This is a genomic window from Mycolicibacterium komossense (genome assembly GCF_025822605.1).
Lineage (GTDB): Bacteria > Actinomycetota > Actinomycetes > Mycobacteriales > Mycobacteriaceae > Mycobacterium > Mycobacterium komossense.
In genome coordinates this window covers 16,107-41,357 of sequence record NZ_JACKTY010000021.1, presented here as the reverse complement: position 1 = coordinate 41,357, position 25,251 = coordinate 16,107, and the positions used below count along the sequence as shown (strand labels likewise).

The following is a 25,251-nucleotide window of genomic DNA, read 5'->3' as shown; positions in this document are numbered from 1 at the left end:
CTAGTCCGGCACAAACGCCACATCCGTGCCCTGGGCCAACACGACGTACATCCGGCGCCAGGGATCGCTGCCCTTCAGCTGCCACTGGTGACCGGAGCCCGCGGTGTCCTCGGCCAGCAAGACGTCGCCGGGGTGCAACGTGAACTCTTCACCGTCACGAGTGATGAAATCCAAAGTGCCCGAGAGCGTTACGACGAGTTGGCGGACCGGCGCGGTATGCCACGCGAGTGCACCGCCGCCCGCCGTCTCTTCGACCGTGACATGGGTGGACGCCATCGTGCCCGACAGGAGGTCGTTGTTGCGGCCCGGCCGCATGTCGATGGTGCCGATCTGCACGTGGGAACCGTCATCCTGACCGGTCCACAGCCGGACGCAACGAATCATGCGGCCGATCGTAGCTGCTGACCTAGAACGGCGGTGACTCGTCGGCGTCGTCGGGCCACTGAGAAATCGCCAGCCGCACGCGAGGATCGATGGGTTCATTGACGGCCACCCCGGGAGCTTGGTGGCAGAAGTGTCACCACCAAGACCACCCGAACTGTCACCAATGTCCTGATCCAGAACTGTCACCGATGTCCCGAGACATCACACCGACGATTCTGGGACCACCGGACGCGTCTGCGCGCGCGTACCGTCGGCGGGGTGGCGCTTGCACCCGCGACCTGGCCCCGTCCACTGCTATGGGCGATCCGTACGTCGAACAAATACCTACTCAACCCCGTGATCGGCAGGCGGGCCGGCGGAAAGAACTCGTACGCCGCTGCGATCCGGCATACCGGCAGAAAGTCGGGCACGCAGTATTCGACGCCCATCGGCGCCGACCGCACGTCCGGCGGGTTCGTCATTCCGCTGGCCTACGGGACCCGGGTGGACTGGCTGCAGAACGTGTTGGCCGCCGGGCGGGCCACGGTGTCGGCCGAAGGCGAAACCCACGACGTCACCGACCCCGAGGTGATCGACGCGGCGACCGCGTTGCCCCTGCTGACGCCGAAGCGAAGACGATCCTATGAACGCATCGGCATCGCGGACTATCTCTCTGTGAAGCGAACCTGACCAAACCCGCCAGACTCCGAATCGTGATGACTGCTTGTCTTGACACCCACCTCGATATCCGGTGGCGTTGTCGCGACAGTTTCCCCACCACTAAGGTTCGACCATGACGGCTGCCACCGACGTTTCCGATCCCTACTATGATCTCGGCTCCTACCGCCGCGACGTCGAAACCCCAACGCCCCAAGCACAATTGTGGTTCAACCGCGGCCTGGTGTGGGCATATGCCTTCAACCACGCCGAAGCCGTCACCTGCTTCGAGCGGGCGCTCAGCATCGACGCGGAGCTGGCGATCGCGCGCTGGGGCATCGCTTATGCGATCGGACCCAACTACAACAAGGCCTGGGACGCGTTCGACCCCGTCGACCTGGCCGCCTCTCTGGCCCGGGCTCGGATGGAACTGGGCCTGGCCGCCGGCGGCCGGGCGAGCGCCGCCGAACGAGGTCTCATCGAGGCCCTGTCCCTCCGCTTCCCCACCGACGATCCCGACGACGCCGCCGCCCTGACCGCCGGGCATTACGCCTACGCCGACGCCATGGCCGAGCTTGCGGTCGCCTACCCCGACGACATCGACGTCCAGGCGCTGGCAGCCGACGCGCTGGTGAACGTCACCGCGTGGGCACTGTGGGACACCAGCACCGGCGAACCCGCGCCGGGCTCGCGCGTCGTCGAAGCCAAACGGATTCTCGACGATGCCCTGGCCACCGACGCGGGCAAGGCCCACCCGGGAGTCCTTCACCTCTACCTGCACACCATGGAGATGTCAGCGCATCCCGAGGTGGCGTTGCCCGCCGCGGACCTGCTGCGCGATCTGGTCCCCGATGCCGGCCACCTGCAGCACATGCCCACGCATATCGACGTGCTCTGCGGCGACTACCGCAGCTCGGTCGAGTCGAATCTGGCCGCTGTTCGAGCCGACCGAAAATTCGTGGAACACCAAGGGCCGCTCAACTATTACTCGCTCTATCGCGCGCACGACCTGCACTTCGTGGTCTACTCGGCGATGTTCAGCGGCCAGTCGCAGATCGCCTTACAGGCCGCCGATGAGCTGTCGGGACAGCTGACGCCGGATCTGCTGTCGATCGAATCGCCGCCGATGGCCGACTGGCTGGAGGCGTTCGTCCCCTTGAAGGTGCATGTGCTGATCCGGTTCGGGCGCTGGGATGCCCTGATCGCCGAACCGCTGCCCGCCGATCAGGGCCTGTACTGCGTCAGCACCGCCATCATTCACTATGGCCGCGGTATCGCACATGCGGCGAAAGGCCAACTGCCGCAGGCTCATGCCGAACGAGAGGCGTTCACCGCCGCGGTCGCCACGGTGCCGGATACGCGCTGGCTGTTCAACAATGCCTGCACCGATATCCTCGCCGTCGCCGCCGCCCTACTCGACGGTGAAATCACCTATCGCGAAGGACGATTCGACGAGGCCTTCGCGCATTTGCGGCACGCGATCGCCCTGTCGGACGGCCTGACCTATGACGAGCCGTGGGGCTGGATGCAACCCGTCCGGCACGCCTACGGCGCCCTGCTGCTGGAGCAGGGCCACGTGGAGGAGGCCGCCAAGGTCTACGAAGCCGACCTGGGGCTCGATCCGACGCTGGCCCGGCCGTGTCAGCACCCGGGCAACCTGTGGAGCCTGCACGGCTACCACGAATGCCTGCAACGGCTCGGCCGTGACGGAGAGGCCGGCATCGTGGCCAGACAGCTCGAACTCGCCAAGGCCCGAGCCGATGTGCCGGTCGACGCATCCTGCGCCTGCCGGTTGGAAACCGCACCGGCCTGCTGTGGCCGGTAGTACCGGTCATCACCGTCCCCGCGTTCGACCCGGTGCGTAAACTCCGGACCTGTGGGACTCACCGCTGAGGACGTGCAACACCTGACGCGCTGCGTGCAACTGGCCCGGCAGGCGCTGGAAAGCGGGGACGAACCCTTCGGTTCCATCCTGGTCGACGCCGACGGCAAGACGCTGTTCGAAGATCGCAACCGGGTCGGCGGCGGCGACCCGACACGGCACCCCGAATTCGCGATAGCCCGGTGGGCGTCGGACAACATCGCGCCCGTCCGGCGCATCCGCACCACCGTGTACACCTCCGGTGAGCACTGCCCGATGTGCTCGGCGGCGCACGCCTGGGTCGGGCTGGGCCGCATCGTGTATGCCACGTCGGGAGCCCAGCTCAGCGCGTGGCGCGAGGACTGGGGCGCCCCGCCGTCACCGGTGGCCCCGCTCCCCATCAGCGTCGTGGCGCCCAGAATCGCGGCCGACGGCCCGGTACCGCAGTTCGAGGACGAGATGCGCGCACTCTACGAAGCCAAGTTCCGGCCATGACCGAACCGGACTGGGTGACCCACGCGATCTGGTGGCAGGTCTACCCATTGGGATTCGTCGGCGCCTACCCGAGCGACGCCCCACCTCAGCCTGCAGAGCACCGGTTGCGCCGCCTCGTGGGCTGGCTCGATCACGCGGTCGAACTCGGCGCCTCGGGTGTGGCACTGGGGCCGGTGTTCGCTTCTCGCACACACGGATACGACACCACCGATCACTACCGAATCGATCCGCGCCTCGGGGACGACGCTGACTTCGACCAGTTGATCGAGGAATCACACCGGCGTGGGCTGCGCGTGCTGCTCGACGGTGTCTTCAACCACGTCGGCACCGAATTCCCGCACTATCTGACGGCTCTCGACGGCGGCTCGCCCCACCAGCAGGAGGCCGCCCGCTGGTTTCGCGGCCGGCCCGGAGAGTTCGGCACGTTCGAGGGCCACGGCGACCTGATCACCCTCAACCATCGCAACCCGGCGGTGGTGGACCACGTTGTCGATGTGATGTCACACTGGCTCGGTCGCGGCGCCGACGGCTGGCGCCTGGATGCGGCTTACTCGGTGCCGGAGCGCTTCTGGGCGCAGGTGATACCGCGGGTCAGATCGGTGCACCCGGATGCGTGGTTCGTCGGCGAGGTCATCCACGGCGACTACCCGGCGGTGGTGTCGGGATCAGGATTCGACTCGGTGACCCAATACGAGCTGTGGAAGGCGATCTGGAGCGGCCTCAACGATGGCAACTTCCACGAGCTGGACCATTCGCTCAAGCGCCACAACGACTTCCTGGAGACATTCGCGCCGCTGACATTCATCGGCAACCACGACGTCACCCGCATCGCCAGCCAGCTGGCCAACCCCGCGCATCCCGCCCACGCATTGGTGATCCTGATGACCACCGGCGGTGTGCCCAGCGTGTACGCCGGTGACGAACTGGGATTCCACGGTGTCAAGGAGGAGCGGTTCGGAGGCGACGACGCCGTGCGACCCGAGTTCGGCGCTCCCCCACTCCCCGTCGACGACGCCGGTGCTCAGACGTTCGCGTTGCACCAGTACTTGATCGGCCTGCGCCGCCGGCACCCGTGGCTGCACACCGCCCGCACCAGAGCGCTGCGGCTGGAGAACCGGCAGTACGTGTACGAGACCCGCAGCGGGGACAACGCACTCATCGTCGCGTTGAACATCGACGACACACCGATGCGGCTGCGGCTGGCGGAGTTGGGCCACCAGAGCGGCGTCGTCATCGCCGGAGCGGGCGCGCCGCCCGAGGAGGACGTCGCCGAGACGACGGTGGCGCCCCAGGGCTGGCTGATCCTGCGGCCGGTCCAGTAGGGCGGCCTGCGTCGGACCGAAATCAGCCCGGCAGCGTCGTAAATCCCGCGCCCGTGTGTCGACAAATCGGGCCGAATCGTAGGGCACGCCTGAGAATCCCCCTGACCTCACTGCTTTGTCCAGCCGCGCAGGCTAATCTTCAGAACCGATGACGACACCGACCGAACCGGCGGAACCGGCGGAACCTGAAACGCCGGCACGGCGACGGCGCAGAAACCGGGGTTTCCTGTCCCGCGTCAGCATCCAGTCGAAACTGCTCGTGATGTTGTTGGTGACCAGCATTCTGTCTGCGGCGGTGGTGGGCGCAATCGGCTACCAGTCGGGCCGGAACTCACTGCGCGCGTCTGTTTTCGACAGGTTGACCGAAATCCGCGAATCGCAGGCGCGCGAATTGGAATCGCAAATCTCGGATCTGAAGAACTCAATGGTGATTTACACACTGGGATCGACCACTTCCAGCGCCATCGAAGAATTCACCGCCGGGTTCAACCAACTCGCCAGTTCGACGATCAATCCGGCCCAACAGCAGTCGATCGTGGACTACTACAACAACGTTTTCGCCAAAGTCGAGGACAACCAGACCGGCAACACCGTCGACATCACCAACCTTCTCCCCGCCTCGAACGCCCAGCGATACCTCCAGGCGAACTACACCGCGCCCTATCCGAACGCCGACGACGCCATCAAGAACGACGACGCCCACGACGGCAGCCTGTGGTCAGCAGCCAACGCCCGATACAACAGCTTCTTCAGAGAGATCGTCAACCGCTTCGCGTTCGAGGACGCCCTGTTGCTCGACACGTCGGGCAACGTGGTCTACAGCGCCTACAAGAACGTCGATCTGGGCACCAACATCCTCAACGGGCCCTACCGGGACGGCAACCTGACCGACGCCTACATCAAGGCGGTGGCCTCCAATGCGAGCGACTACGTCGGCATCACCGATTTCGGCGATTACCAACCTGCCGACCAGCCAACCGCATGGCTGGTGTCGCCCGTCAGTAGCCAAGGCCGGGTAGCGGGCGTGCTCGCACTGCAATTCCCCATCTCCAAGATCAACCAACTCATGACCGCCGACCGCCGTTGGGAACAAACCGGAATGGGCAGGACCGGCGAAACGATCCTGGTGGGCGACGACACCCTGATGCGTTCGGACTCCCGGTTGTTCCTCGAAGATCCGCAAGCGTACAAGCGGGCGGTGATCCAAGCCGGCACCCCGCCCGACGTAGCAGAAGAGTCGATCCGACAACAGGGCACCACCCTGGTTCAACCGATTGACGGCGACGCCGCCCGGCGGGCGGCGCGGGGCCAGACCGGGACCGAAATCGAGCGGGATTACCTGGGCAACGAGACCCTGCAAGCCTACGCACCCGTCGACATAACCGGCCTGAACTGGAACATCATCGCCAAGATCAACACCGATGAGGCCTTCGCACCGGTCTCGGTATTCACCCGCAAACTTGTGTTGTCCACGGTGATCATCATCTTCGTCGTCTGCATCGCGGCGATGCTCTTGGCAAGACTCTTCGTCCGGCCGATCCGAAGACTGGAAGCCGGCGCCCAGCACATCAGTTCCGGCGAGTACGGAGTCACGCTGCCGGTGCATTCCAGGGACGAATTCGGCGACTTGACAGTGGCTTTCAATGATATGAGCCGCAACCTGTCGATCAAGGAAGACTTGCTCAACGATCAACGCAGGGAGAACGACCGGCTGATGCTGTCGCTGATGCCGGAGCCGGTGGCCCAGCGTTATCGCGAGGGCGAGGAGATCATCGCCCAGGACCATCAGAACGTCACGGTGATCTTTGCCGATATCGTGGGCCTCGACGAACTGTCCGCTGACCTGACTTCCGACGAACATCTGTCCATCGTGAACAAGCTGGTCCGCCAATTCGATTCAGCCGCAGAGAATCTCGGTGTGGAACAGGTCCGGATCCTGCACAACGGTTACCTGGCGAGTTGCGGGCTCAGCGTGCCGCGGCTGGACAACGTGCGCCGGACGGTCGATTTCGCGGTCGAGATGCAGCGCGTCATCGAGCGGTTCAACGGCGAGACCGGACACACCCTCAAAGTGCGAGCTGGCATCGACACCGGAACTGTCACCAGCGGGCTGGTCGGTCGGGCCAGCCTGGCCTACGACATGTGGGGGTCGGCCGTGAGCCTGGCTTACCAGGTGCAAAGTGGCACACCGCAGCCCGGTATCTACGTCAGCTCCGACGTCTACGAGGCGATGCGGGACACCAAATCGTTCGTCTCGGCGGGTGAGATCTCGGTCGACGGTGTCGAGCAGCCGATCTGGCGGCTCAGTGAGCGGTCGTCGTGACCAGCATCGTCAGCACCCCCTGGTTCTTCTGGGCCGTCGCCGTAGCCGTCGGCCTTCCGGTCGGACTGGTGGCACTCACCGAGGTACACAATGCCTTGGCGCGCAGGCAAAGCAGTCTGGCCCGCCCCGTTCACCTGCTGCGCAACTACATCCTGCCTCTCGGTGCGCTGCTGCTCCTGTTGGTGAAGGGCACCCAGGTCTCGGCGCAGGCAACGCCGGTCCGCATCGTCGCGACGGTGCTGGGGTTCGTGGTGTTGATCCTTCTACTGTCCGGGCTGAAGGCCACCCTGTTCCAGGGTGCTCCGGAAGGCAGCTGGCGTAAACGGATTCCGTCGATCTTCCTCGACGTGGCGCGCTTCGTCGTGATCGCGGTGGGGTTGGCGCTGATCTTCTCCTACGTCTGGGGCGCGAACGTCGGTGGCCTGTTCACCGCATTGGGCATCAGCTCGATCGTGCTCGGCCTGGCACTGCAGAACTCGGTCGGTCAGGTCATTTCAGGTCTTTTACTGTTGTTCGAACAGCCCTTCCAGATCGGCGACTGGCTGGACACGCCGTCGGCTCGGGGACGCGTCATCGAGGTGAACTGGCGGGCAACGCATATCGACACCGGCGGCGGCCTGCAGATCATGCCGAACTCGGTGCTGGCCGCCGCGTCCTTCACCAACCTGAGCCGCCCACCAGGTGCCCACTCGATCTCGGTGGTGACGGTATTTGCGGCCAACGATCCGCCCGACGATGTCTGCTCGATGTTGACCCAGATGGCCTCGAACCTGCCGCAGGTGCGCGCGGGAGCTGTCCCCAAGGCGGTTCCGGTCGGCGGTAACGAGTACAAGACCTCGATACCTCTGCAGTCCCCGTCCGAGGACGGTAGTGCGCGAGCCACTTTCCTGAAGTGGATCTGGTACGCCTCCCGACGGGCCGGGCTGCACCTGGACGAGGCGGACGACGACTTCAACACCGAGGAGCGGATCAAGAGTTCGTTGCGGGAGATCGCCCCGATGTTGCGGCTCAGCGAATCGGACCGCGAGCATCTGCTCCCGTACGCCAGGCTGGCGCGGTACGGCGCCGAAGAGACGCTTCAGGCGGCCGGGCAGGTACCCAAACGGATGACATTCCTGGTACGTGGTCGGATCCGGCTGTCCGTGAAAGGCGAGGCTGGGACCGTCATCCCGGTCCGCACTCTCGACGCCGGCGACTTCATCGGACAGACCGCTTTGACCCGAGAACCCTTGCGCACCACAGCGAACGCACTCGAAGAGGTCACCGTGCTGCAGATCGAACGCGAACACATCGAGGAGCTGGTCCTGCACCGGCCTTTGCTGCTGCAGGAAATCGGCCGCGCCATCGAAGAGCGCAGCAAGGATGTCCGCCGGGCCCTGGCTTCCGTCGGCGAATGAGTTCCTGAATCAGCCCTGCGCAGTCGGGCGGATCGTCATATCGCCGATCTCCACGTCGTGGGGTTGCTCTATCGCGAACGCGATCGCCCTGGCCACCGCATCCGCGGGGAGGCCGAAATCAGTCGGATTGAAATCGGTGCGTACGTAGCCGGGTGAGATGGATGTGGTCCGGATGACGCCGTCGGTGGACTCCTGGCGGAGCGCCTCCAGAAAGGTGCGGATCGCATTTTTGGTGGCGGCGTAACCGGCCATGGTGGGCACGATCTTCAACCCGGCAGTCGACACCGTCGTGACGAAATGACCGCCACCTTGGCGCTGAAACACCGGCATCGCGGCGGCGATGCCGTACAACACGCCACGCAGATTGACGTCGATCATGTTCGCCCAGCCGTCGACATCGCCGTCGCTCACCGGGCTGAGATGGGCGACGCCCGCGTTGGAGACCAGCACGTCCAGGCGGCCAAACTCGTCGGTGGCGCGTCCGACCAGCCGCTCCAGATCGGCGCGGACCGTCACGTCCGTGGAGCTGGTGATGACGGAGGCACCTGCCGCACGTAGTTCTCCGGCGATCTCCTCAAGCCGGTCGCCCCGCCGGGCGCCCAGCACCAGCGCGTCACCCTTCGCTGCGAGCAGTCGGGCGGTCGCCTCGCCGATACCACTGCTCGCTCCTGTGATGGCAACAACTTTCACGAGATGCCCAGCACGAGCTTGCCGCGGGTGTGGCGCTGTTCGAGAGCCAGGTAGGCGTCCTGCACCCGCTCCAGCGGATACACCCCCGCGATCGGTACCTCGAGCTCACCGGCAGCGATCAGTCCGGCAAGTTCGGCCAGCACGGCGACGTTGGCCGCCATCGCACTGCCTTCCAGCTTGACGCCGAATTTCTCGACGGCCGGGAAATCGATGATGGTGTCGATCCGGTCGGGTTCGACGCCCAGCTCGTCGACGGCCAGTTCGACGTATCCGCCGCCGAAGAGGTCGAGGAAGGCCTCGACGCGGCCCGACGGACTGGCCTCCCGCAGCCGGTCCGCCAGCCCGTCGCCGTAGTTCACCGGGATCACGCCGTGGGCGGCGAGCCAGTCGTCGTTCGACGGTCCAGCGACGCCGAGAACTGTTGCGCCGGTTCGCTTCGCGAGCTGGACAGCGATGGAACCCACCCCGCCTGACGCGCCGGATACCGCGACGGCGTCACCTGGTGTCAGATTCACCGAGCGCACCGCCGCGTAGGCAGTCGTACCCGCGACAAACAGACCACCGGCGACCTCCCAGGGCACGCCGGCCGGCTTGCCGGTGAGCTGCTCGGCCGGCACCACGACGTATTCGGCGTGGCTGGAGCGCAGGTCCGAGAAACCGAGCACCTCGTCGCCGACGGCGAAGCCCTGTACACCGGCACCGAGCTCAGTCACTACACCGGCCAAGTCGCTGCCCTGCCCGGACGGGAAAGTGGCCGGAAACTGCTCGTGCAGCGCGCCGCGGCGAATCATGGCCTCACCAGGGTTGATCCCGGCCGCCTTTACGGCGACGAGCACCTCACCCCGGCCAGGTTCCGGGCGCGGCACCTCCCGCACCTGGAGAACATCGATATCGCCGTAGCCGTCGAACTGGACTGCTTTCATGCAGGCTATGACCGGTCAGCCGGCGCGGCTATTCCCTCACAGGGACTCCTTAGCATCCGCCCCTACGGTTATGGCGGTGAGTAGCTCGGTACGTCCGGTTCTGCAGACCGTGCTTGTGGACGTCGCACCGCCCCTGGTGGCCTATTACGGGCTGCGTGCCGCCGGGGCCTCCGAATACGTGGCATTGATATCCGCCACCGTGTTGTCGGGAGCGCGCGTCCTCTACGGCGTACTCCGAAGCCGTCGACTCGATCCGTTCGCCGCCTATCTGCTGCTCACCTTCGGGATGAGCCTGGCCGTCGGCCTGGCCACCGATGACCCCAAAACGGTCCTGATCGGCAATACCCTGGTCAACGGTATCGGCGGGCTCATCTTCCTCGGTAGCTGTGTCGTCGGGACGCCGCTGACACAGGTCGTCGGCGAGCGCTTTCGAAAATCAGATGACGAACCTGTTCGGGACGCCGATCGCTTCCGCCGCGTCCACATTCAGCTCTCGGCGATGTGGGGCATCGGCCTTCTCCTCGAAGTCGCTGTTCGTCTGGTGGTCATCGCCAACGAGTCGGTCGACGTCGCCAACGGCGTGAACTCGGCGATCACCCTGCCCGTCATCGGTTTCCTGGTGCTGGCGACCATCGTCGTCGCCCGACGGAATGCGGGGGAACAAACCGCGCCACTCTGAGGTTGAGCCGGGCAGTATCAACTTTGGAGGAAATATGGCGCAAGCCCAATCTCTGCCGGTGTTGTTCATCGCCGATCCGATCGTGCTCCCTGGCATGGTGGTCCCGATTGCGCTGGACGACGCTGCGCAGGCCGCAGTCGACGCCGCGCGTGCGAGCGAGTCCGGCAAGCTTCTGATCGCCCCCAGGCTCGACGACCGCTACCCCACCCACGGTGTGATCGCCTCGATCGTGCAGGTCGGGCGGATCGCCGGCGGCGCAGGAAGCGCCGCCGTTGTACGCGGTGAACGTCGCGCCCATATCGGTACCGGGACCACCGGCCCCGGCGCTGCGCTGTGGGTCGAGGTGGAGGAAATCGCCGACGTCGAGGTGACCGACGACGTCAAGACCCTGGCCGCCGAATACAAGAAACTGCTGCTCGCGATGCTGCAGCGGCGGGAGGCCTGGCAGATCATCGATTACGTCAACCAGCTGACCGACCCGTCGGCACTGGCCGACACGTCCGGTTATGCCTCGTATCTGACCGATATCGAGAAGCGTCAGCTGCTGGAGACCACGGATGTGGCCGAGCGCTTGCGGGTCCTGATCGACTGGACCAGCAGCCATCTGGCCGAGACCGAGGTCAACGACAAGATCGCCGACGATGTCAGGTCCGGCATGGAGAAGACGCAGAAGGAGTTCCTGCTGCGCCAACAGCTGGCCGCGATCCGCAAGGAGCTCGGCGAGGGCGAACCCGATGGGTCAGATGACTATCGCGCCCGTATCGAGGCTGCTGACCTGCCAGAGAAGGTCCGCGAAGCCGCGCTGCGTGAGGTCGGCAAGCTGGAACGCTCCAGCGAGCAGAGCCCCGAGGGTGGCTGGATCCGCACCTGGTTGGACACCGTCCTGGACCTGCCGTGGAACGTCTCGACCGAGGATTCCACCGATCTCAAAGCCGCTCGCGACATCCTGGATGCCGATCACCATGGTCTCGACGATGTGAAGGACCGCATCGTCGAGTACCTGGCCGTCCGTGCGCGTCGTTCGCAGCGTGGCATGGCCGTCGTCGGCGGGCGTGGTTCCGGTGCCGTGATGGTGCTGGCCGGGCCTCCCGGTGTCGGCAAGACGTCGCTGGGTGAATCGGTTGCCCGGGCGTTGGGTCGTAAGTTCGTCCGCGTCGCCCTGGGTGGAGTGCGCGACGAGGCGGAGATCCGTGGTCACCGGCGGACCTACGTCGGCGCCCTGCCGGGCCGCCTGGTGCGGGCCATCGGCGAAGCCGGCTCGATGAACCCCGTCGTGCTACTCGACGAGATCGACAAGGTGGGTTCGGACTACCGCGGTGATCCGTCGGCGGCCCTGCTTGAGGTGCTGGACCCGGCGCAGAACCACACGTTCCGCGACCACTACTTGGACCTCGATCTGGACCTGTCGGATGTGGTGTTCCTGGCCACCGCCAACGTGATCGAGAACATCCCGTCAGCGCTGCTGGACCGGATGGAGCTGGTGCAGATCGACGGCTACACCGAAGACGACAAGGTCGCCATTGCCCGCGACTTCCTGCTGCCGAGGCAGCGGGACCGGGCGGCGCTGACGGCCGAGGAAGTCGCGGTTACCGATGCCGCGCTGCGCAAGATCGCGGCCGACTACACCCGCGAACCCGGCATGCGGCAGTTCGAGCGGTTGTTGGCCAAGGCGCTGCGCAAGGCCACCACGAAGCTGGCGGACAACCCACTGGTCAACCTCGTTATCGATGAGCCGGATCTGGTTGGCTACCTTGGCCGTCCGCGGTTCACCCCGGAATCCGAGGAGCGCACCGCGGTCCCCGGTGTGGCGACCGGACTGGCCGTCACCGGGCTCGGGGGCGACGTGCTGTTCATCGAGGCCAACTCCAACGACGGCGAATCCGGCCTGGCCTTGACCGGCCAACTGGGCGATGTGATGAAGGAGTCGGCCCAGATCGCGCTGTCCTATGTCCGCGCCCACGCCGAGCAACTCGGGGTCGACCCCAAGGCGCTGGACCGTCGGATCCACGTGCACGTACCTGCGGGGGCGGTGCCCAAGGACGGACCGTCCGCGGGTGTCACGATGGTGACCGCGCTGGTCTCGATGGCGACCGGCCGCAAGGTTCGCGCCGACGTCGGCATGACCGGTGAGGTCACGCTCAACGGCCGGGTGCTGCCCATCGGGGGTGTCAAGCAGAAGCTCTTGGCCGCCCAACGGGCCGGACTGTCCACGGTTTTCATCCCGGCGCGCAACGAGCCCGACCTGGACGACGTGCCAGCCGAGGTGCTCGAAGCTCTGGAGGTCAAACCGATGACCGACGTGGCCGATATCATCGCGCAGGCGCTGGAACCAGCGGCTGAGACAGTGACGGTCGCGGCTTAGTCACCAGATTGCGGTCAGGGTCGTGATTTCCTAGAAGTCACGACCCTGACTGCATTTTCGAGCGAGGAGACCGAATGCCCAGACGCGGAGAACCGTTGCGCAAGCTCGGCTTCCTGACGATCGGCCGGTTCGACGCGTCAGATCCGGGACCGGGGCTCGAGCAGACCTTGACCGTGATCGAGCGGGCCGAGGCCCTCGGCTTCGACAGTGTCTGGTTGCGCGACCGGCATCTGCAACCAGGAATCTCGTCGCCGGTGGCGATCATGGCTGCCGCTACTCAGCGCACCAGTCGCATCGAGTTGGGCACCGCGGTGATCCCGCTGGGCCTGGAGAACCCACTGCGGTTGGCCGAGGATCTGGCCACCGTCGACATTCTGTCCGGTGGGCGGATCAACCCGGGCGTCTCGGTCGGCACGCCGATGATGTACGACCATTACAAGACCGCGCTCTATCCCGAGACCCACGATCAGGAGAACTTCTCCAAGGACCGGGTGCTGCGCCTGCTCTCCTGTCTGCGCGGTGAACCCGTCAGCGATTTCGAGGGCACCGTCGGGATCGAACAGTTCACCAACTACGTGCAGCCGCACTCCGCCGGCCTGGCGGACCGGCTCTGGTACGGCGGCGGATTGTCGTCGGCGATCTGGGCCGGCCAGCAGGGCATCAACTATCTGACCAGCTCCGTGGTCAGCACGCAGGACATTTCAGAGGGCACGTCCCCCACTGATTTCGCGACCATCCAGGGGCAGCAGATCGACGCCTACCGCGAACACCACCCCAGCCCCGAAACAGCAAGGGTGTCACAGGGTTTGGTGGTCATCCCGACCGACTCAGCGAGCCCGGACCAGGTCCGGCGCTACCGCGAATACGCCGCCAGCCGGTTCGAACGCACCAAAAGTCCGCAGGGGCCAAGAGGCATGTTGTTCTCCCCCGACTACGTCGGCACCTCCGACGAACTCGCCGACCAACTCTTCGAGCATGCCGGGTTCCAGCGCGCCAGTGAGATCGCGTTCGCGCTGCCGTTCACCTTCGACGAGGACGACTACACGCAGATCATCGCCGATATGGCCGAACAGCTCGGCCCTAGACTCGGATGGCATGGCCTATGACCAGGACCTCGCCAACCGCATTAGGGAACTCCTCGGCACCGAACCCGGCGTCTCAAAATATCAAGAGAAGCCGATGTTCGGTGGCCTGGCCTTCCTGATCGGTGGCCACATGGCCGTCGCGGTCAGCAGCAAGGGCGGGTTGATGGTCCGCGTCCCGCCCGGGGACACGGCAGCACTACTGCAGCGGGCACACGTCAGTCCGATGGTGATGGCGGGCCGGGAAACCCGCGGCTGGCTGCTGGTCGCCGAGGACGGTGTCAAGACCAAACGCCAGCTCGAGCGCTGGGTGACCCGGAGTTTCGAGTACGCGAAGGGTCTGCCACCGAAATAGGCGCGCCGGCACCACAGCTGACGCGGGCTAAATTGAGAACCAGGACGGAGATGTGACCATGACCAGTTCTACGACGTTCGTCATCATCGGCGGTGGCCTCGCGGGCGCCAAGGCCGCAGAGGCTCTGCGGGAGCAGGATTTTGAGGGCAAGGTCGTGCTGTTCGCGCAGGAGGAACAGCTGCCCTACGAGCGGCCGCCGCTGTCGAAGGAATTCCTGGCCGGCAAGAAGACGCTGGCGGAGTTCACCGTCGACGATGCCGACTGGTACCGCGACCACAACATCGACCTGCGGCTGGGCACCACCGTCACGGCCATCGATCCGCAGTCGCGCACCGTCCGGCTCGACGACGGCAGCATCCAGGGCTACGACAAGCTGCTGCTGGCCACCGGATCGCGGTCGCGCCGGCCGAAGATTCCCGGTTCGGTCTCCTCAGGTGTGCATTACCTGCGCACTGTCGACGACGCCGAGGCACTGAATTCGGTTCTGACCGAAGGGTCTTCACTCGCGGTTATCGGTGCGGGGTGGATCGGCCTCGAAGTCGCAGCCACTGCGCGGGAACGTGGCGTCAACGTCACCGTCGTCGAATCCGCGAAACTGCCGCTGCTGGCCGCTCTCGGCGAGGAAGCCGCCGAGGTCTTCGCCAGGCTGCACCGCGAACACGGTGTCGACCTGCGCCTGGAGGCCTCGGTCGAGGAAATCACCACCGAGGACGGCACCGCCACCGGGCTGCTGCTCGGTGACGGTTCGACGGTCGCCGCCGACTCCGTCCTGGTCGCCGTCGGCGCCCAGGCCAACGTCGAGCTGGCCGAGGAGGCGGGGCTGGCGATGGCAGGCGGCGGTGTTCAGGTCACCTCGTCCCTGCGCACCAGCGACCCTGACATCTACGCGGTCGGCGATATCGCCGCCGCGGACAACCCGGTGTTCGACACCCGCATCCGCACCGAGCACTGGGCCAACGCCATGAAGCAGCCCGCCGTCGCGGTGGCCGGAATGCTCGGCAAGACAGCCGAATACCCCCAGGGATACCAAGAGCTGCCCTACTTCTTCACCGACCAGTACGACCTGGGCATGGAGTACGTCGGCTATTCGGTTGGCTACGAGCGCGTGGAGTTCCGCGGCGACGTACCGGGCCGGGAGTTCACCGTCTACTGGCTCGACGGTGACGACCGGGTGCTGGCCGGGATGAACGTCAACATCTGGGAAGGCCTCGACGACATCAAGGCGCTCATCCGTGAGAAGCGGCCACTCCCGCAGTAGCAGCCCCGGTCGACGTCCTGGCGATGAGCTCCGGTCGGAAGACCACGTGGCGAGGTTCGGCGCGGTCGACCGCTGCCAGCAGTAGTTCGATTGCGGTGGTGCCGATATCCGCGCTCGGCTGACGCACCGATGACAGTGGGATGGCTGCCGACCGGGCGAAATCGATATCGTCGTAGCCGATCAGCGCGATCTCGGTGGGCACCTCGACTCCGCCCTGCACCAACGCCTGCAGCATCCCGATGGCCAGCAGGTCGTTCGCACAGAATACCGCGTCGGGTCGGTCCTTAGGCCTGCGCGCACAAAGCTTTTCGCCTGCCGCCCGGCCGGCCAGCACGCTGGGCTCGTCCGTTTCGATCACTTCGAGGATCACCCCGGGGTGATCCTCGATCGCGGAGCGCGCACCGGCGAGACGGTCGGCGACCTGGCGCAGTCCGTGCGGGCCACCGACATAGGCGATGCGCGTCCGGCCTTGCTCACCCAGATGCGCCACCGCCAGGCGGCCGCCGGCGACGTCGTCGACGGCGACCGACGCAAACGGTGTCCCGGTGCCGTCACGGTCGACGAGGACCACCGGGACTCCCCGGCTGTGCAGCGCATGGAGTCGGGTGAGGTCTTCCCCCACCGGGGAGATCAGCAGCCCGAAGACGCGCTGTTCGTCGAAGGTCTCCAAATAGGCGCGCTCGCGGTCGGCGTCGTCGTCGGAAGTCCCCAGCAGCACCACCAGGTTGGCGGCAGCGGCGCGCCGTTCGGCCGACCGCGCGACGTCGGTGAAGAACGGGTTACCGACATCGAGAACCAGGAGCCCGACGCACCGCGACGATCCGGCCCGTAACTGCCGAGCGGCGTCGTTGCGGATGAAACCCAGCCGCTCGATCGCGGCGTGGACCCGCGCCACGGTGGCAGGAGCGACCCGCTCCGGCGCGTTGAGCACATTCGAGACGGTGCCGACGGACACCGAAGCTGCCGCCGCGACTTCTTTGATGCCGACCGCCATCGACGCGCTCCTCTCAGGTCGTGGCTCGTGGGGCCAATCGCACCAGCTGCGTCACATGCTGCGGCGTCAGCTCCTCGAGACTAGCGACACCGAGCAACCGCATCGTGCGTTCGATCTGACCGGCCAGAATCTGGATCGCCCGATCGACCCCGGCCTGCCCGCCGGCCATCAGGCCGTACAGGTAGGCGCGGCCCACCATGGTGAACCGCGCGCCGAGCGCGATGGCGGCGACGATATCGGCGCCGGCCATGATGCCGGTGTCGAGGATGATCTCGGTGTCATTGCCGACCTCGGCGGCTACCGACGGCAACAAATGGAACGGGATGGGCGCCCGATCAAGTTGGCGGCCGCCATGATTGGACAGCACGATGCCGTCGGCGCCGATGTCGGTCACCGCTTTGGCGTCGGCCACCGTCTGGATGCCCTTGACCACCAGCTTGCCCGGCCACTGCGTCTTGATCCAGGCCAGGTCGTCGAACGTGACGGTCGGGTCGAACATCGTGTCGAGCAGTTCGGCCACGGTGCCCGACCAGCGGTCCAGCGAGGCGAACGACAGCGGTTCGGTGGTCAGAAAGTCGATCCACCACTGCGGCCGGGGCAGCGCGTTGGCGACCGTGCGCAACGTCAGAGCGGGCGGGATCGACATGCCGTTGCGGGTGTCGCGCAGCCGCGCCCCGGCGACGGGGACGTCCACCGTCACCAGCAGGGTGTCGTAGCCGGCCGTGACGGCGCGGTCGACCAGCGCCATCGACCGGTCCCTATCCTTCCACATATAGAGCTGAAACCAGTTGCGCCCGAGCGGGTTTGCCGCCTTGACATCCTCGATGGAGGTGGTGCCCATGGTGGACAGGGCGAACGGGATACCAGCCCGGCCTGCCGCGCGCGCGCCGGCAATCTCCCCCTCGGTCTGCATCATCCTGGTGAAACCGGTCGGCGCGATGCCGAAGGGCAGGCTGACCGGGGCGCCGAGCACATCCCAGCCGGTGTTCACCTTGGACACGTCGCGCAGGACTGCGGGATGGAATTCGATGTCCTGGAATGCCTGTCGCGCTCGCGCCAGCGACAGCTCGGCCTCCGCCGAGCCATCCGTGTAGTCGAACGCAGCCTTGGGGGTGCGGCGTTTGGCGATCCGGCGCAGATCGTCGATCGTCAACGCCTTGTCGAGCCGGCGCTTGGTGGCGTCGAACTCGGGCTTCTTAAATTGCATCAGCGGCGCGAGGTCATGTCTGTTGGGTATCCGACGCTTCATATTCTTCACGCCCTTCCGGCCGTAGAATGCTGCGGCACATAGGTTTCGGTGGAGAGTGTGGTGGCTCTACTTTTCTTCAAGGTGGCCCGCAGCGCCTCCAGGTCACCGCTGAGCACGCCGTGGGCGCGGGCCTGGATCAACACATTACCGATGGCGGTCGCCTCGACCGGGCCGGCGATCACCGGCCGCCCCACCCGGTCGGCGAGCAGCTGGCACAGTAACCGGTTCTGCGCCCCGCCGCCGACGATGTGCACAGTCTCGACCGGCGTGCCCGACAGTTCGGCGGCCTGTTCGACACCCTGGGCGAAGCCGGCGGCCAGGCTCTCGACGATGGCCCGCGCCATCTCGGGCAGGGTCGCCGGCCCGGGCAGGCCGTGTTCGGCGTACCACGCGCGGATGCGGGCGGGCATGTCACCGGGCTCGAGGAACCGCAGGTCGTCGGCGTCGAACACCTCCGGTGTGCGCGGGCACTGCGCGGCCTGCTCCAGCAGATTCGGCAAGTCCACCGATATGCCCTCACGGCTCCATTGCCGGACCGACTCGCTGAGCAGCCACAGGCCCATCACATTGCGCAGGAAGCGGATTCGATTGTCGGCGCCCACCTCGTTGGTGAAGTTCGCGGCGCGGGTCGCCTCGGTGACGATGGGCCGGGGCAATTCCACCCCCACCAGCGCCCAGGTCCCGCAGGAGATGTATGCCGCGGATTCGGCGGCCATCGGCACCGCCACCACCGCCGAGGCGGTGTCATGTGAGGCCACCGTGGTCACCGGCAGACCCGGGTCCGCCCCGACCCGAGCCGCCAGCTCGGGCAGCAGCCCGCCGAGTACAGCACCGGGCTCGACCAGATCGGGGAAGAGTCGCCGGCGCAGGCCGAGCAGCGTCCCCAGATCGTCGTCCCACCGCCCGTCGACGCCCAGCAACCCGGTGGTCGAGGCGTTGGTCCGCTCGGTCCCGGTGACACCCGTCAGCCAGTAGCCGATCAGGTCGGGAACGAGCAGCGCCGTATCGGCCATGTCGATCAGGCCCTCGCCGACGTCGGCCGCCAGTTGGAACATCGTGGTGAAAGGCAGGAACTGCAGCCCATTACGGGCGAAGACCTCGTCCTGCGACAGCCGGGTATGCACCAGATCGGCGCCCACCGCACCGCGCGCGTCGCGGTAGTTGTACGGCAGGCCGAGCAATTTCCCACAGCGCAGCAGGCCGTAGTCCACCGCCCAGGAGTCGACGCCGACGCTGGTCAACCGCGAAGCCTGCCGGCCGGCCTCGGCCAGACCGGTGCAGATATGGGCGAACAGGCCGGGCAGGTCCCAGTGCATCGCGGTCCGGTTGCCGTTCCACAGGTATACCGGGTCGTTGGCGAACCGGTTCACCGCGTGCATCTCGAACGTCGTGCGGCCGACCGATGCCAGCATCACCCGGCCACTGGTGGCACCGAGATCGACAGCGACGAACTGCTGGGTTGTCATCGCACACTCATCGCAGAAAAGCCGCGGCCACACCGGCGTCGACGGGCACGTGCAGCCCGGTGGTGTGCGAGAAGTCCGATGTGCACAGCGCGAACGCGGCGTTGGCGATGTTCTCCGGCAGCACTTCACGTTTGAGCAGGGTGCGCTGCGCATAGTAGGCGCCCAGCTCCTCCTCCGGCACACCGTAGACCGCCGCGCGTTTGGCGCCCCAGCCGCCGGCGAAGATCCCCGACCCGCGCACCACGCCGTCGGGGTTGATGCCGTTGACCTTGACGCCATGCTCACCGAGTTCGGCGGCCAGCAGCCGAACCTGATGGGCCTGATCGGCTTTGGTCGCCGAGTAGGCGATGTTGTTGGGGCCCGCGAAGACCGAGTTCTTCGACGAGATGTAGATGATGTCGCCGCCCAGCTTCTGCTCGATCAGTGCCCGGGCGGCCGCCTTGGACACCAGGAACGAACCACGGGCCATCACGTTGTGCTGCAGGTCCCAATCCGCGGCCGTGGTCTCCAGCAGCGATTTCGACAGCGACAGTCCGGCATTGTTGACCACGATGTCGATACCGCCGAACGCCAGTACCGTTGCGTCGATCGCGGCCTGCACTGCCGCCTCGTCGGTGACGTCGGCGGCGATCCCGATCGCAATATCGGCGGAGCCGATCGCCTCCCTGATTTCTGATGCGGCGGCCTCAGCCTTTTCGGCGTCCAGGTCGGCGATCACGACGCAGGCACCCTCGGCAGCCAGTCGGGTGGCGATGGCCTTCCCGATGCCGGACGCGGCGCCGGTGACCAGCGCGATGCGGGTGGCCAGCGGTTTCGGCTTGGGCAGCCGGGCCAGTTTGGCTTCCTCCAGTGCCCAGTACTCGATGCGGAACTTCTCCGCCTCGTCGATGGGCGCGTAGGTGGAGATGGCCTCGGCGCCGCGCATCACGTTGATGGCGTTGAGGTAGAACTCGCCGGCAACCCGGGCGGTCTGTTTGTCCTTGCCGTAGCTGAACATTCCGACGCCGGGGATCAGCACGATCGCGGGATCCGCACCGCGCATGGCGGGCGAATCGGGCGACGCGTGCCGCTCGTAGTAGCCGGCGTAGTCGGCCCGGTACTGTTCGTGCAGCTCCGTCAGCCGAGCCTTGACGTCCTCGATCGAGGCGTCGGCGGGCAGGTCGAGCACCATCGGTTTGACCTTGGTGCGCAGGAAGTGATCGGGGCAGCTGGTTCCGAGAGCAGCCAGCCGCGGATGTTCGCTGCTGGCCAGGAATTCCAGTACCCGCGGGTCGTCGGTGAAGTGCCCGACCTGAGGTTTGTCGGTGGAGGCCAACCCGCGGATGAACGGCGCCAACTCGGCGGCTTTGGTGCCCCGTTGCTTGTCGGGCAGACCGGCGTAGCCCTCCAGTGGTGCCCCGAAGGGCGCCGGCTTGCCGTGGGTCTCGAGGTAGCGGGCGATGGTGTCGATGATCTCCAGCGAGTACGCCTCGGCTTCCGCGGAGGTCTCCCCCCAGGCGGTGATGCCGTGGCCGCCGAGGATGGTGCCGATCGCCTGCGGGTTGCGCCTCTTGATCTCGGCGATGTCGAGACCGAGCTGAAAACCGGGGCGGCGCCACGGAACCCACACCACGCGGTCGCCGAAGATCTGCTTGGTCAACGCTTCGCCGTCGGCTGCGGTGGCCAGCGCGATCCCCGAATCGGGGTGCAGGTGGTCGACGTGGTTGGCGTCCACCAGGCCGTGCATTGCGGTGTCGATCGACGGGGCCGCTCCGCCGCGACCGTGCAGGCAGTAGTCGAACGCCGCGACCATCTCGTCCTCCCGCTCGACGCCGGGGTAGACCTCGACCAGCGCGCGCATCCGGTCCAGCCGCAGCACGGCCAGCCCGTTCTCGGTCAAAGTGCCCAAGTCTCCGCCGGATCCCTTGACCCACAACAGGTCCACCGGAGCTCCGGTCACGGGGTCGACATCCGAGCCCTTGGCCGAGGTGTTACCGCCGGCGTAGTTGGTGTTCTTCGGGTCGGAGCCGAGACGGTTCGAACGGGCGATCAGCTCGGCGACGGTGCTGTTTTCGGAAAGGTTGGACATCGACTTCATGCTCCCCAGGAGGATTGGGTTCCGCCGACGCGTTCGGCGTCGATGGTGGTCTGGTAGCCGGATTCGGCGAAAGCGGACATCGGGTTGGCGGGCAGCCCGTGCTCGGTGCGCCACTGCGCCAGCCGTGGCCGGACGTCGGTGTAGAAGGCGTCCATCAGGACCTCGTTGGCGTCCAGCACATCTCCGGCTTCCTGCGCCACGGTCAGCGCCTCGACGTCGACCAGCGCCGCCCTGGTGGCCATCTCCTGCACGTTGAGGACCGACCGAATCTGGCCGGGGATCTTCGCCTCCACGTTGTGGCACTGGTCGAGCATGAAGGCGACAGGCGAGCCGTCGTCGAGGCCGCCGCCACGTAACACCTCGAACATGATGCGAAACAGCTGGAACGGGTCGGCCGCGCCGACGATGAGATCGTCGTCGGCGTAGAACCGCGAGTTGAAGTCGAAGGAGCCGAGCTTCTGCAGGCGCAGCAGCTGGGCGACGATGAACTCGATGTTGGTGCCGGGTGCGTGGTGGCCGGTATCGAGGCACACCATGGCGCGCTCCCCCAACGCCAGGGTGTGCGCGTAGGAGGTGCCCCAGTCCGGCACATCGGTCATGTACATCGCCGGTTCGAAGAACTTGTACTCCAGTACCAGTCGTTGGTCGTCACCGATGCGTTGGTAGATGGTGTTCAACGATTCGGCGAGGCGCTCCTGGCGGCCGCGGATATCGCCCTGCCCGGGGTAGTTGGTGCCGTCGGCGAGCCAGATCTTCAGATCGCGTGAACCGGTCTCGTTCATGACCTCGATACAGGCCAGGTGATGATCGATCGCCTTCTGCCGCACCGTCTTGTCGGTGTGGGTGAGGCTGCCGAACTTGTAGTCGTCGTCCTGGAAGGTGTTGGAGTTGATGGTCCCCAGCTTCACCCCGTGTTCCTCTGCATAGCCGGCGAGCGAGCGGTAATCGTCGACGGTGTCCCACGGAATGTGCAGTGCCACCGTGGGAGCCAGCCCGGTGAAGCGGTGGACTGTCGCAGCGTCGGCGATCTTCTCCTGCACGGCCCGCGGTGTACCCGGCGTGCCGAACACTTTGAAGCGGGTGCCGGAGTTGCCGAACGCCCAGGACGGCAGTTCGATCGCGAGATTGTCGAGTTGCGTGCCCATCAGGCTGCCACCTCCGTCGTGGTCGGGCTCTCCACCCGACCGTAGCGTTCGATTTCGATCTCCTGCAGGGACTTGCCCTGCGTCTTGGGTGCCCAGACGGCACCGATCACCATGGCCACCGTCAGCAATGCGACCAACAGGATTCCGACGGTGGTCAGGCCGGTGGCTGCGAGCAGCGTCGGGAAGAAGTAGCTCAGCAGACCCGTGACACTGCGAACGACGAAGAACATCACGCCCTGCGCGCTGGCGCGGTAAGGCGTGGCGAACAGTTCACTGGCCCAGAGACTGTAGAACGCCTGCGCACCGATGCCTGCGGAGACACCCCACAGCACCGCGAACACGAGCATCGTCGGAACCCCGGCATCGGTGAAGGCCACCAACACGATCCAGCCGACGATGCCCAGTGCCGCGCCGACCACATACAGCCACCGTTGCGACACCCGGTCGGCATAGCGCATGAAACCGAAGTAGGTGGCCGCGACAGTGCAACCCCAGACCAGCACCTGCAGCAGATCCTGGGCGACCGGACTGTGCAGGCCTGCGGTGTCGTAGACCCGCGGCATAAAGATGCCCGCCTGGCCGGCAACCGTGTTCCAGAACAGGTAGATGCCGCCGAGGAACAGCAGTGCGGTGATGTTGATGCGGCGGGAGAACAGTCCGCGCAGGCCGCGGGCACCCAGGGGTTCGGTCGCCTTGGCCGGCTCGCGCAGGCCCGCTATCCCTACTTCTGAAGTCCAGATCTTTGATTCCGCCAGCCCCTGGCGGATCCACCAGACGATGGCGGCGACGACGAACAGGTGACCGAAGATCAACCGGGAGCCGAACAGGCCCAGCGGCGCCATGGCGGCGGCGAGCGCGAACCCGATCAGCGGACCCATCGACCACGCCAGCTGGGCGGTGCCGACGTGCTTGGCCCGGTCCTTCGACGGCGCCTGCTCAGCGATGTAGGTCCACGACGCCGGGACGCCCGCGCCGACGGCGATACCGGTGACGATGAATGCGACCAACAGCATCGTGAAGTTAACGGCGAAGGCGGCGAGCAGGACACCGACCATGTAGACCAGCAGGTCGTAGGTGTAGATCGCCTTGCGGCCGAACCGGTCACACAGCGGGCCACCCAGGATCGCACCGATCGCCGCACCAAAAGCGTTGGCGCTCAACGCAGCCAGCAGTCCTACCGCGAAGTTGCTGATCCCGAACGCGGACTGCCAGAACCCGAGACTGGTGGCGATCGCGATGATCGATCCGGCTTCGATGTAATTAGACATCGCCACCGATATGGTGGCCCGCCATCCGGTTGTCGAGCGTGCTCCGATTTTCATGAGAGGTCCTATTCAGGCGAGATGGAAGTACTCGGCGAGGGGTGTGATCTGTTCGTCGGGATCGGCTTGAGATCCGCCCACGAAGTACTGGGCCATTCCGGCCTGCCACTTCGCGTTGATCTCGGTCTGAGCCATCCGCTGTTGGGCGAGCGCGAAATCGTCCGTTTCGAGGTAGCCGACCACCAAGCCGTCCGCAGGGCGCAGGAATAACGAGTAGTTGCCCCAGCCCGCCGCGCGCAGCGCCTCGAGCATTTCCGGCCACACCTCCTGGTGTGCCTGCAAGTAATCCTCGACCCGGTCCGGCTTGAGCTGAAGCAGGAAGCACACGCGCTGGGTTGTCGCGCCCGACATCTGAGCCTCCGATATTGAAACGTTTCAAAATGTGATGTGGGCGACTGTATGCCCGACCCATAGGGAAGTCAACACCAGCTCGCCGAGCCTGCCCCCACCCTCGCTGCCGGCGCCGATACGCGCCCGGACTCGACCGATGGACCACCGTGGCATCCTCAAGTACGTCGATGATCGGCGGCGGCTGCCCGCCGTCCACAACCTGCTGACCACGAAGAGACTCGACGAAGGGAATCAGGCGTGAGCGTCGAACCCGATGAACTCAGCGGCACCGAACAGGCGGTCCTCCTGGTACTGATGGCGCAGTCCGCGCCGGTGCGCAACCCGGATCTGGCCACACTGGGCCCCGAGCTCAAGAAGCGCGACCGGGATCGGCTGGCGGAAAAAGGCCTGGTCGATATCAATACACAGCGACGCCCGATGGAACTCGAGCTCACCGACCTGGGCTGGGCCACCTGCGCGAAGCTGATTGGCAGCGACACACCGCAACGCCCTTCGGGCCAGGGCAAGGCGCTCTACACCGTGCTGCACGCGCTTCGCCGCTACCTGGACCGCGCAGACCTGGCGCCCGGCGATATCTTCTTTGCTCCGGACGACGCCCCGGACGACGAGCCGGACCACACCGAGGCACTGGTGCGCGACGCCTACCTCCGCCTCGCCGCCCACGCGGGCGGCTGGGTGGACCTGGTCCGGCTGCGCGAGGCGCTGCCCGGGGTGTCTCGCCCCGAGCTGGATATAGCGTTGAGCAACATGTATCGGTTACCCGGCGTCAGCCTGATCCCCGAGGAGAACCAGAAAACACTGACCGAACAGGACCGGGCTGCCGCCGTCAGGATCGGTGACCAGGACAAGCACCTGATCGCGATCGAGTCGTGACGGACGA

At 66.1% G+C, this 25,251-nt stretch carries 22 protein-coding genes; 12 read left to right on the top strand and 10 right to left on the bottom strand.

Translation table 11 applies throughout. From position 1 onward, the window contains the following. On the bottom strand, nt 1-384 hold the full coding sequence (locus H7J73_RS09845; RefSeq protein ID WP_264067161.1) for a cupin domain-containing protein: 384 nt from the start codon (nt 382-384) through the stop codon (nt 1-3). Nucleotides 385-642: 258 nt separating this feature from the next. On the opposite strand from H7J73_RS09845, the gene H7J73_RS09840 reads away from it, so the two are divergent. The 6 genes from H7J73_RS09840 to H7J73_RS09815 all read left to right on the top strand — a co-directional run bounded on the left by H7J73_RS09840 (nt 643) and on the right by H7J73_RS09815 (nt 8,418). After that, entirely contained in the window at nt 643-1,053 is a 411-nt protein-coding gene (locus H7J73_RS09840; RefSeq protein ID WP_264067160.1) for a nitroreductase/quinone reductase family protein, read from the top strand. A gap of 103 nt (nt 1,054-1,156) precedes the next feature. Next, entirely contained in the window at nt 1,157-2,845 is a 1,689-nt protein-coding gene (locus tag H7J73_RS09835) for a tetratricopeptide repeat protein (protein ID WP_264067159.1), read from the top strand. Between the two features lie 51 nt (nt 2,846-2,896). Then, nucleotides 2,897-3,376: a nucleoside deaminase gene (locus tag H7J73_RS09830; RefSeq protein ID WP_264067158.1), complete on the top strand. Its 480-nt coding sequence runs from the start codon at nt 2,897-2,899 to the stop codon at nt 3,374-3,376. Further along, the gene (locus H7J73_RS09825; protein ID WP_264067157.1) at nt 3,373-4,698 is read left to right on the top strand and encodes an alpha-amylase family protein; all 1,326 of its coding nucleotides are present in this window, start codon (nt 3,373-3,375) and stop codon (nt 4,696-4,698) included. The genes H7J73_RS09830 and H7J73_RS09825 overlap by 4 nt, the downstream gene beginning before the upstream one ends. 148 nt (nt 4,699-4,846) lie before the next feature. Continuing rightward, nucleotides 4,847-7,021 (top strand): adenylate/guanylate cyclase domain-containing protein, encoded by a 2,175-nt coding sequence (locus H7J73_RS09820; protein ID WP_264067156.1) that lies wholly within the window; start codon nt 4,847-4,849, stop codon nt 7,019-7,021. Then, on the top strand, nt 7,018-8,418 hold the full coding sequence (locus H7J73_RS09815) for a mechanosensitive ion channel domain-containing protein (protein ID WP_264067155.1): 1,401 nt from the start codon (nt 7,018-7,020) through the stop codon (nt 8,416-8,418). The genes H7J73_RS09820 and H7J73_RS09815 overlap by 4 nt, the downstream gene beginning before the upstream one ends. Before the next feature lie 9 nt (nt 8,419-8,427). Here the strand turns inward: H7J73_RS09815 and H7J73_RS09810 are convergent, their stop codons facing one another. Together H7J73_RS09810 and H7J73_RS09805 are read right to left on the bottom strand one after the other, a co-directional pair. Further along, nucleotides 8,428-9,108: an SDR family oxidoreductase gene (locus H7J73_RS09810; protein WP_264067154.1), complete on the bottom strand. Its 681-nt coding sequence runs from the start codon at nt 9,106-9,108 to the stop codon at nt 8,428-8,430. Further along, a complete protein-coding gene (locus H7J73_RS09805) occupies nt 9,105-10,031 on the bottom strand; it encodes an NADP-dependent oxidoreductase (protein ID WP_264067153.1) in 927 nt (308 codons plus the stop codon). Before H7J73_RS09805 ends, H7J73_RS09810 begins: the two co-directional genes overlap by 4 nt. 76 nt (nt 10,032-10,107) lie before the next feature. Between H7J73_RS09805 and H7J73_RS09800 the strand changes: the two genes are divergently transcribed. From H7J73_RS09800 to H7J73_RS09780, 5 genes are all read left to right on the top strand, one after another. Beyond that, complete coding sequence (locus H7J73_RS09800; protein WP_264067152.1) at nt 10,108-10,710, top strand: VC0807 family protein; 603 nt, start codon at nt 10,108-10,110, stop codon at nt 10,708-10,710. A gap of 34 nt (nt 10,711-10,744) precedes the next feature. Continuing rightward, nucleotides 10,745-13,072, top strand: a complete 2,328-nt coding sequence (lon, locus tag H7J73_RS09795) for an endopeptidase La (RefSeq protein WP_264067151.1) — start codon at nt 10,745-10,747, stop codon at nt 13,070-13,072. Between the two features lie 74 nt (nt 13,073-13,146). Then, nucleotides 13,147-14,178 (top strand): LLM class flavin-dependent oxidoreductase, encoded by a 1,032-nt coding sequence (locus H7J73_RS09790; protein WP_264067150.1) that lies wholly within the window; start codon nt 13,147-13,149, stop codon nt 14,176-14,178. Beyond that, on the top strand, nt 14,168-14,509 hold the full coding sequence (locus tag H7J73_RS09785; RefSeq protein WP_264067149.1) for a TfoX/Sxy family protein: 342 nt from the start codon (nt 14,168-14,170) through the stop codon (nt 14,507-14,509). The genes H7J73_RS09790 and H7J73_RS09785 overlap by 11 nt, the downstream gene beginning before the upstream one ends. A 58-nt stretch (nt 14,510-14,567) precedes the next feature. Continuing rightward, on the top strand, nt 14,568-15,767 hold the full coding sequence (locus tag H7J73_RS09780) for an NAD(P)/FAD-dependent oxidoreductase (RefSeq protein WP_264067148.1): 1,200 nt from the start codon (nt 14,568-14,570) through the stop codon (nt 15,765-15,767). On the opposite strand, the gene H7J73_RS09775 is transcribed toward H7J73_RS09780, so the two are convergent. The 7 genes from H7J73_RS09775 to H7J73_RS09745 are packed head-to-tail and all read right to left on the bottom strand — an operon-like array spanning nt 15,736 to nt 24,371. Beyond that, complete coding sequence (locus H7J73_RS09775) at nt 15,736-16,761, bottom strand: LacI family DNA-binding transcriptional regulator (protein ID WP_264067147.1); 1,026 nt, start codon at nt 16,759-16,761, stop codon at nt 15,736-15,738. The genes H7J73_RS09780 and H7J73_RS09775 overlap by 32 nt on opposite strands. A gap of 13 nt (nt 16,762-16,774) precedes the next feature. After that, entirely contained in the window at nt 16,775-18,010 is a 1,236-nt protein-coding gene (locus H7J73_RS09770; RefSeq protein ID WP_264067146.1) for an alpha-hydroxy acid oxidase, read from the bottom strand. Between the two features lie 5 nt (nt 18,011-18,015). Then, a complete protein-coding gene (locus H7J73_RS09765) occupies nt 18,016-19,476 on the bottom strand; it encodes a rhamnulokinase (protein WP_264067145.1) in 1,461 nt (486 codons plus the stop codon). A gap of 7 nt (nt 19,477-19,483) precedes the next feature. Then, a complete protein-coding gene (locus H7J73_RS09760) occupies nt 19,484-21,544 on the bottom strand; it encodes a bifunctional aldolase/short-chain dehydrogenase (protein ID WP_435405459.1) in 2,061 nt (686 codons plus the stop codon). A 5-nt stretch (nt 21,545-21,549) separates the two neighbouring features. Continuing rightward, nucleotides 21,550-22,698 carry an L-rhamnose isomerase gene (rhaI, locus tag H7J73_RS09755; protein WP_264067143.1) on the bottom strand — a complete coding sequence of 383 codons (1,149 nt, stop codon included), beginning with the start codon at nt 22,696-22,698 and terminating at the stop codon, nt 21,550-21,552. Then, a complete protein-coding gene (locus H7J73_RS09750) occupies nt 22,698-24,020 on the bottom strand; it encodes an MFS transporter (protein ID WP_264067142.1) in 1,323 nt (440 codons plus the stop codon). The genes rhaI and H7J73_RS09750 overlap by 1 nt, the downstream gene beginning before the upstream one ends. A 12-nt stretch (nt 24,021-24,032) precedes the next feature. Continuing rightward, complete coding sequence (locus tag H7J73_RS09745) at nt 24,033-24,371, bottom strand: L-rhamnose mutarotase (protein WP_264067141.1); 339 nt, start codon at nt 24,369-24,371, stop codon at nt 24,033-24,035. A 237-nt stretch (nt 24,372-24,608) separates the two neighbouring features. On the opposite strand from H7J73_RS09745, the gene H7J73_RS09740 reads away from it, so the two are divergent. Then, nucleotides 24,609-25,244, top strand: a complete 636-nt coding sequence (locus H7J73_RS09740) for a hypothetical protein (protein ID WP_264067139.1) — start codon at nt 24,609-24,611, stop codon at nt 25,242-25,244. Nucleotides 25,245-25,251 lie beyond the last annotated feature (7 nt).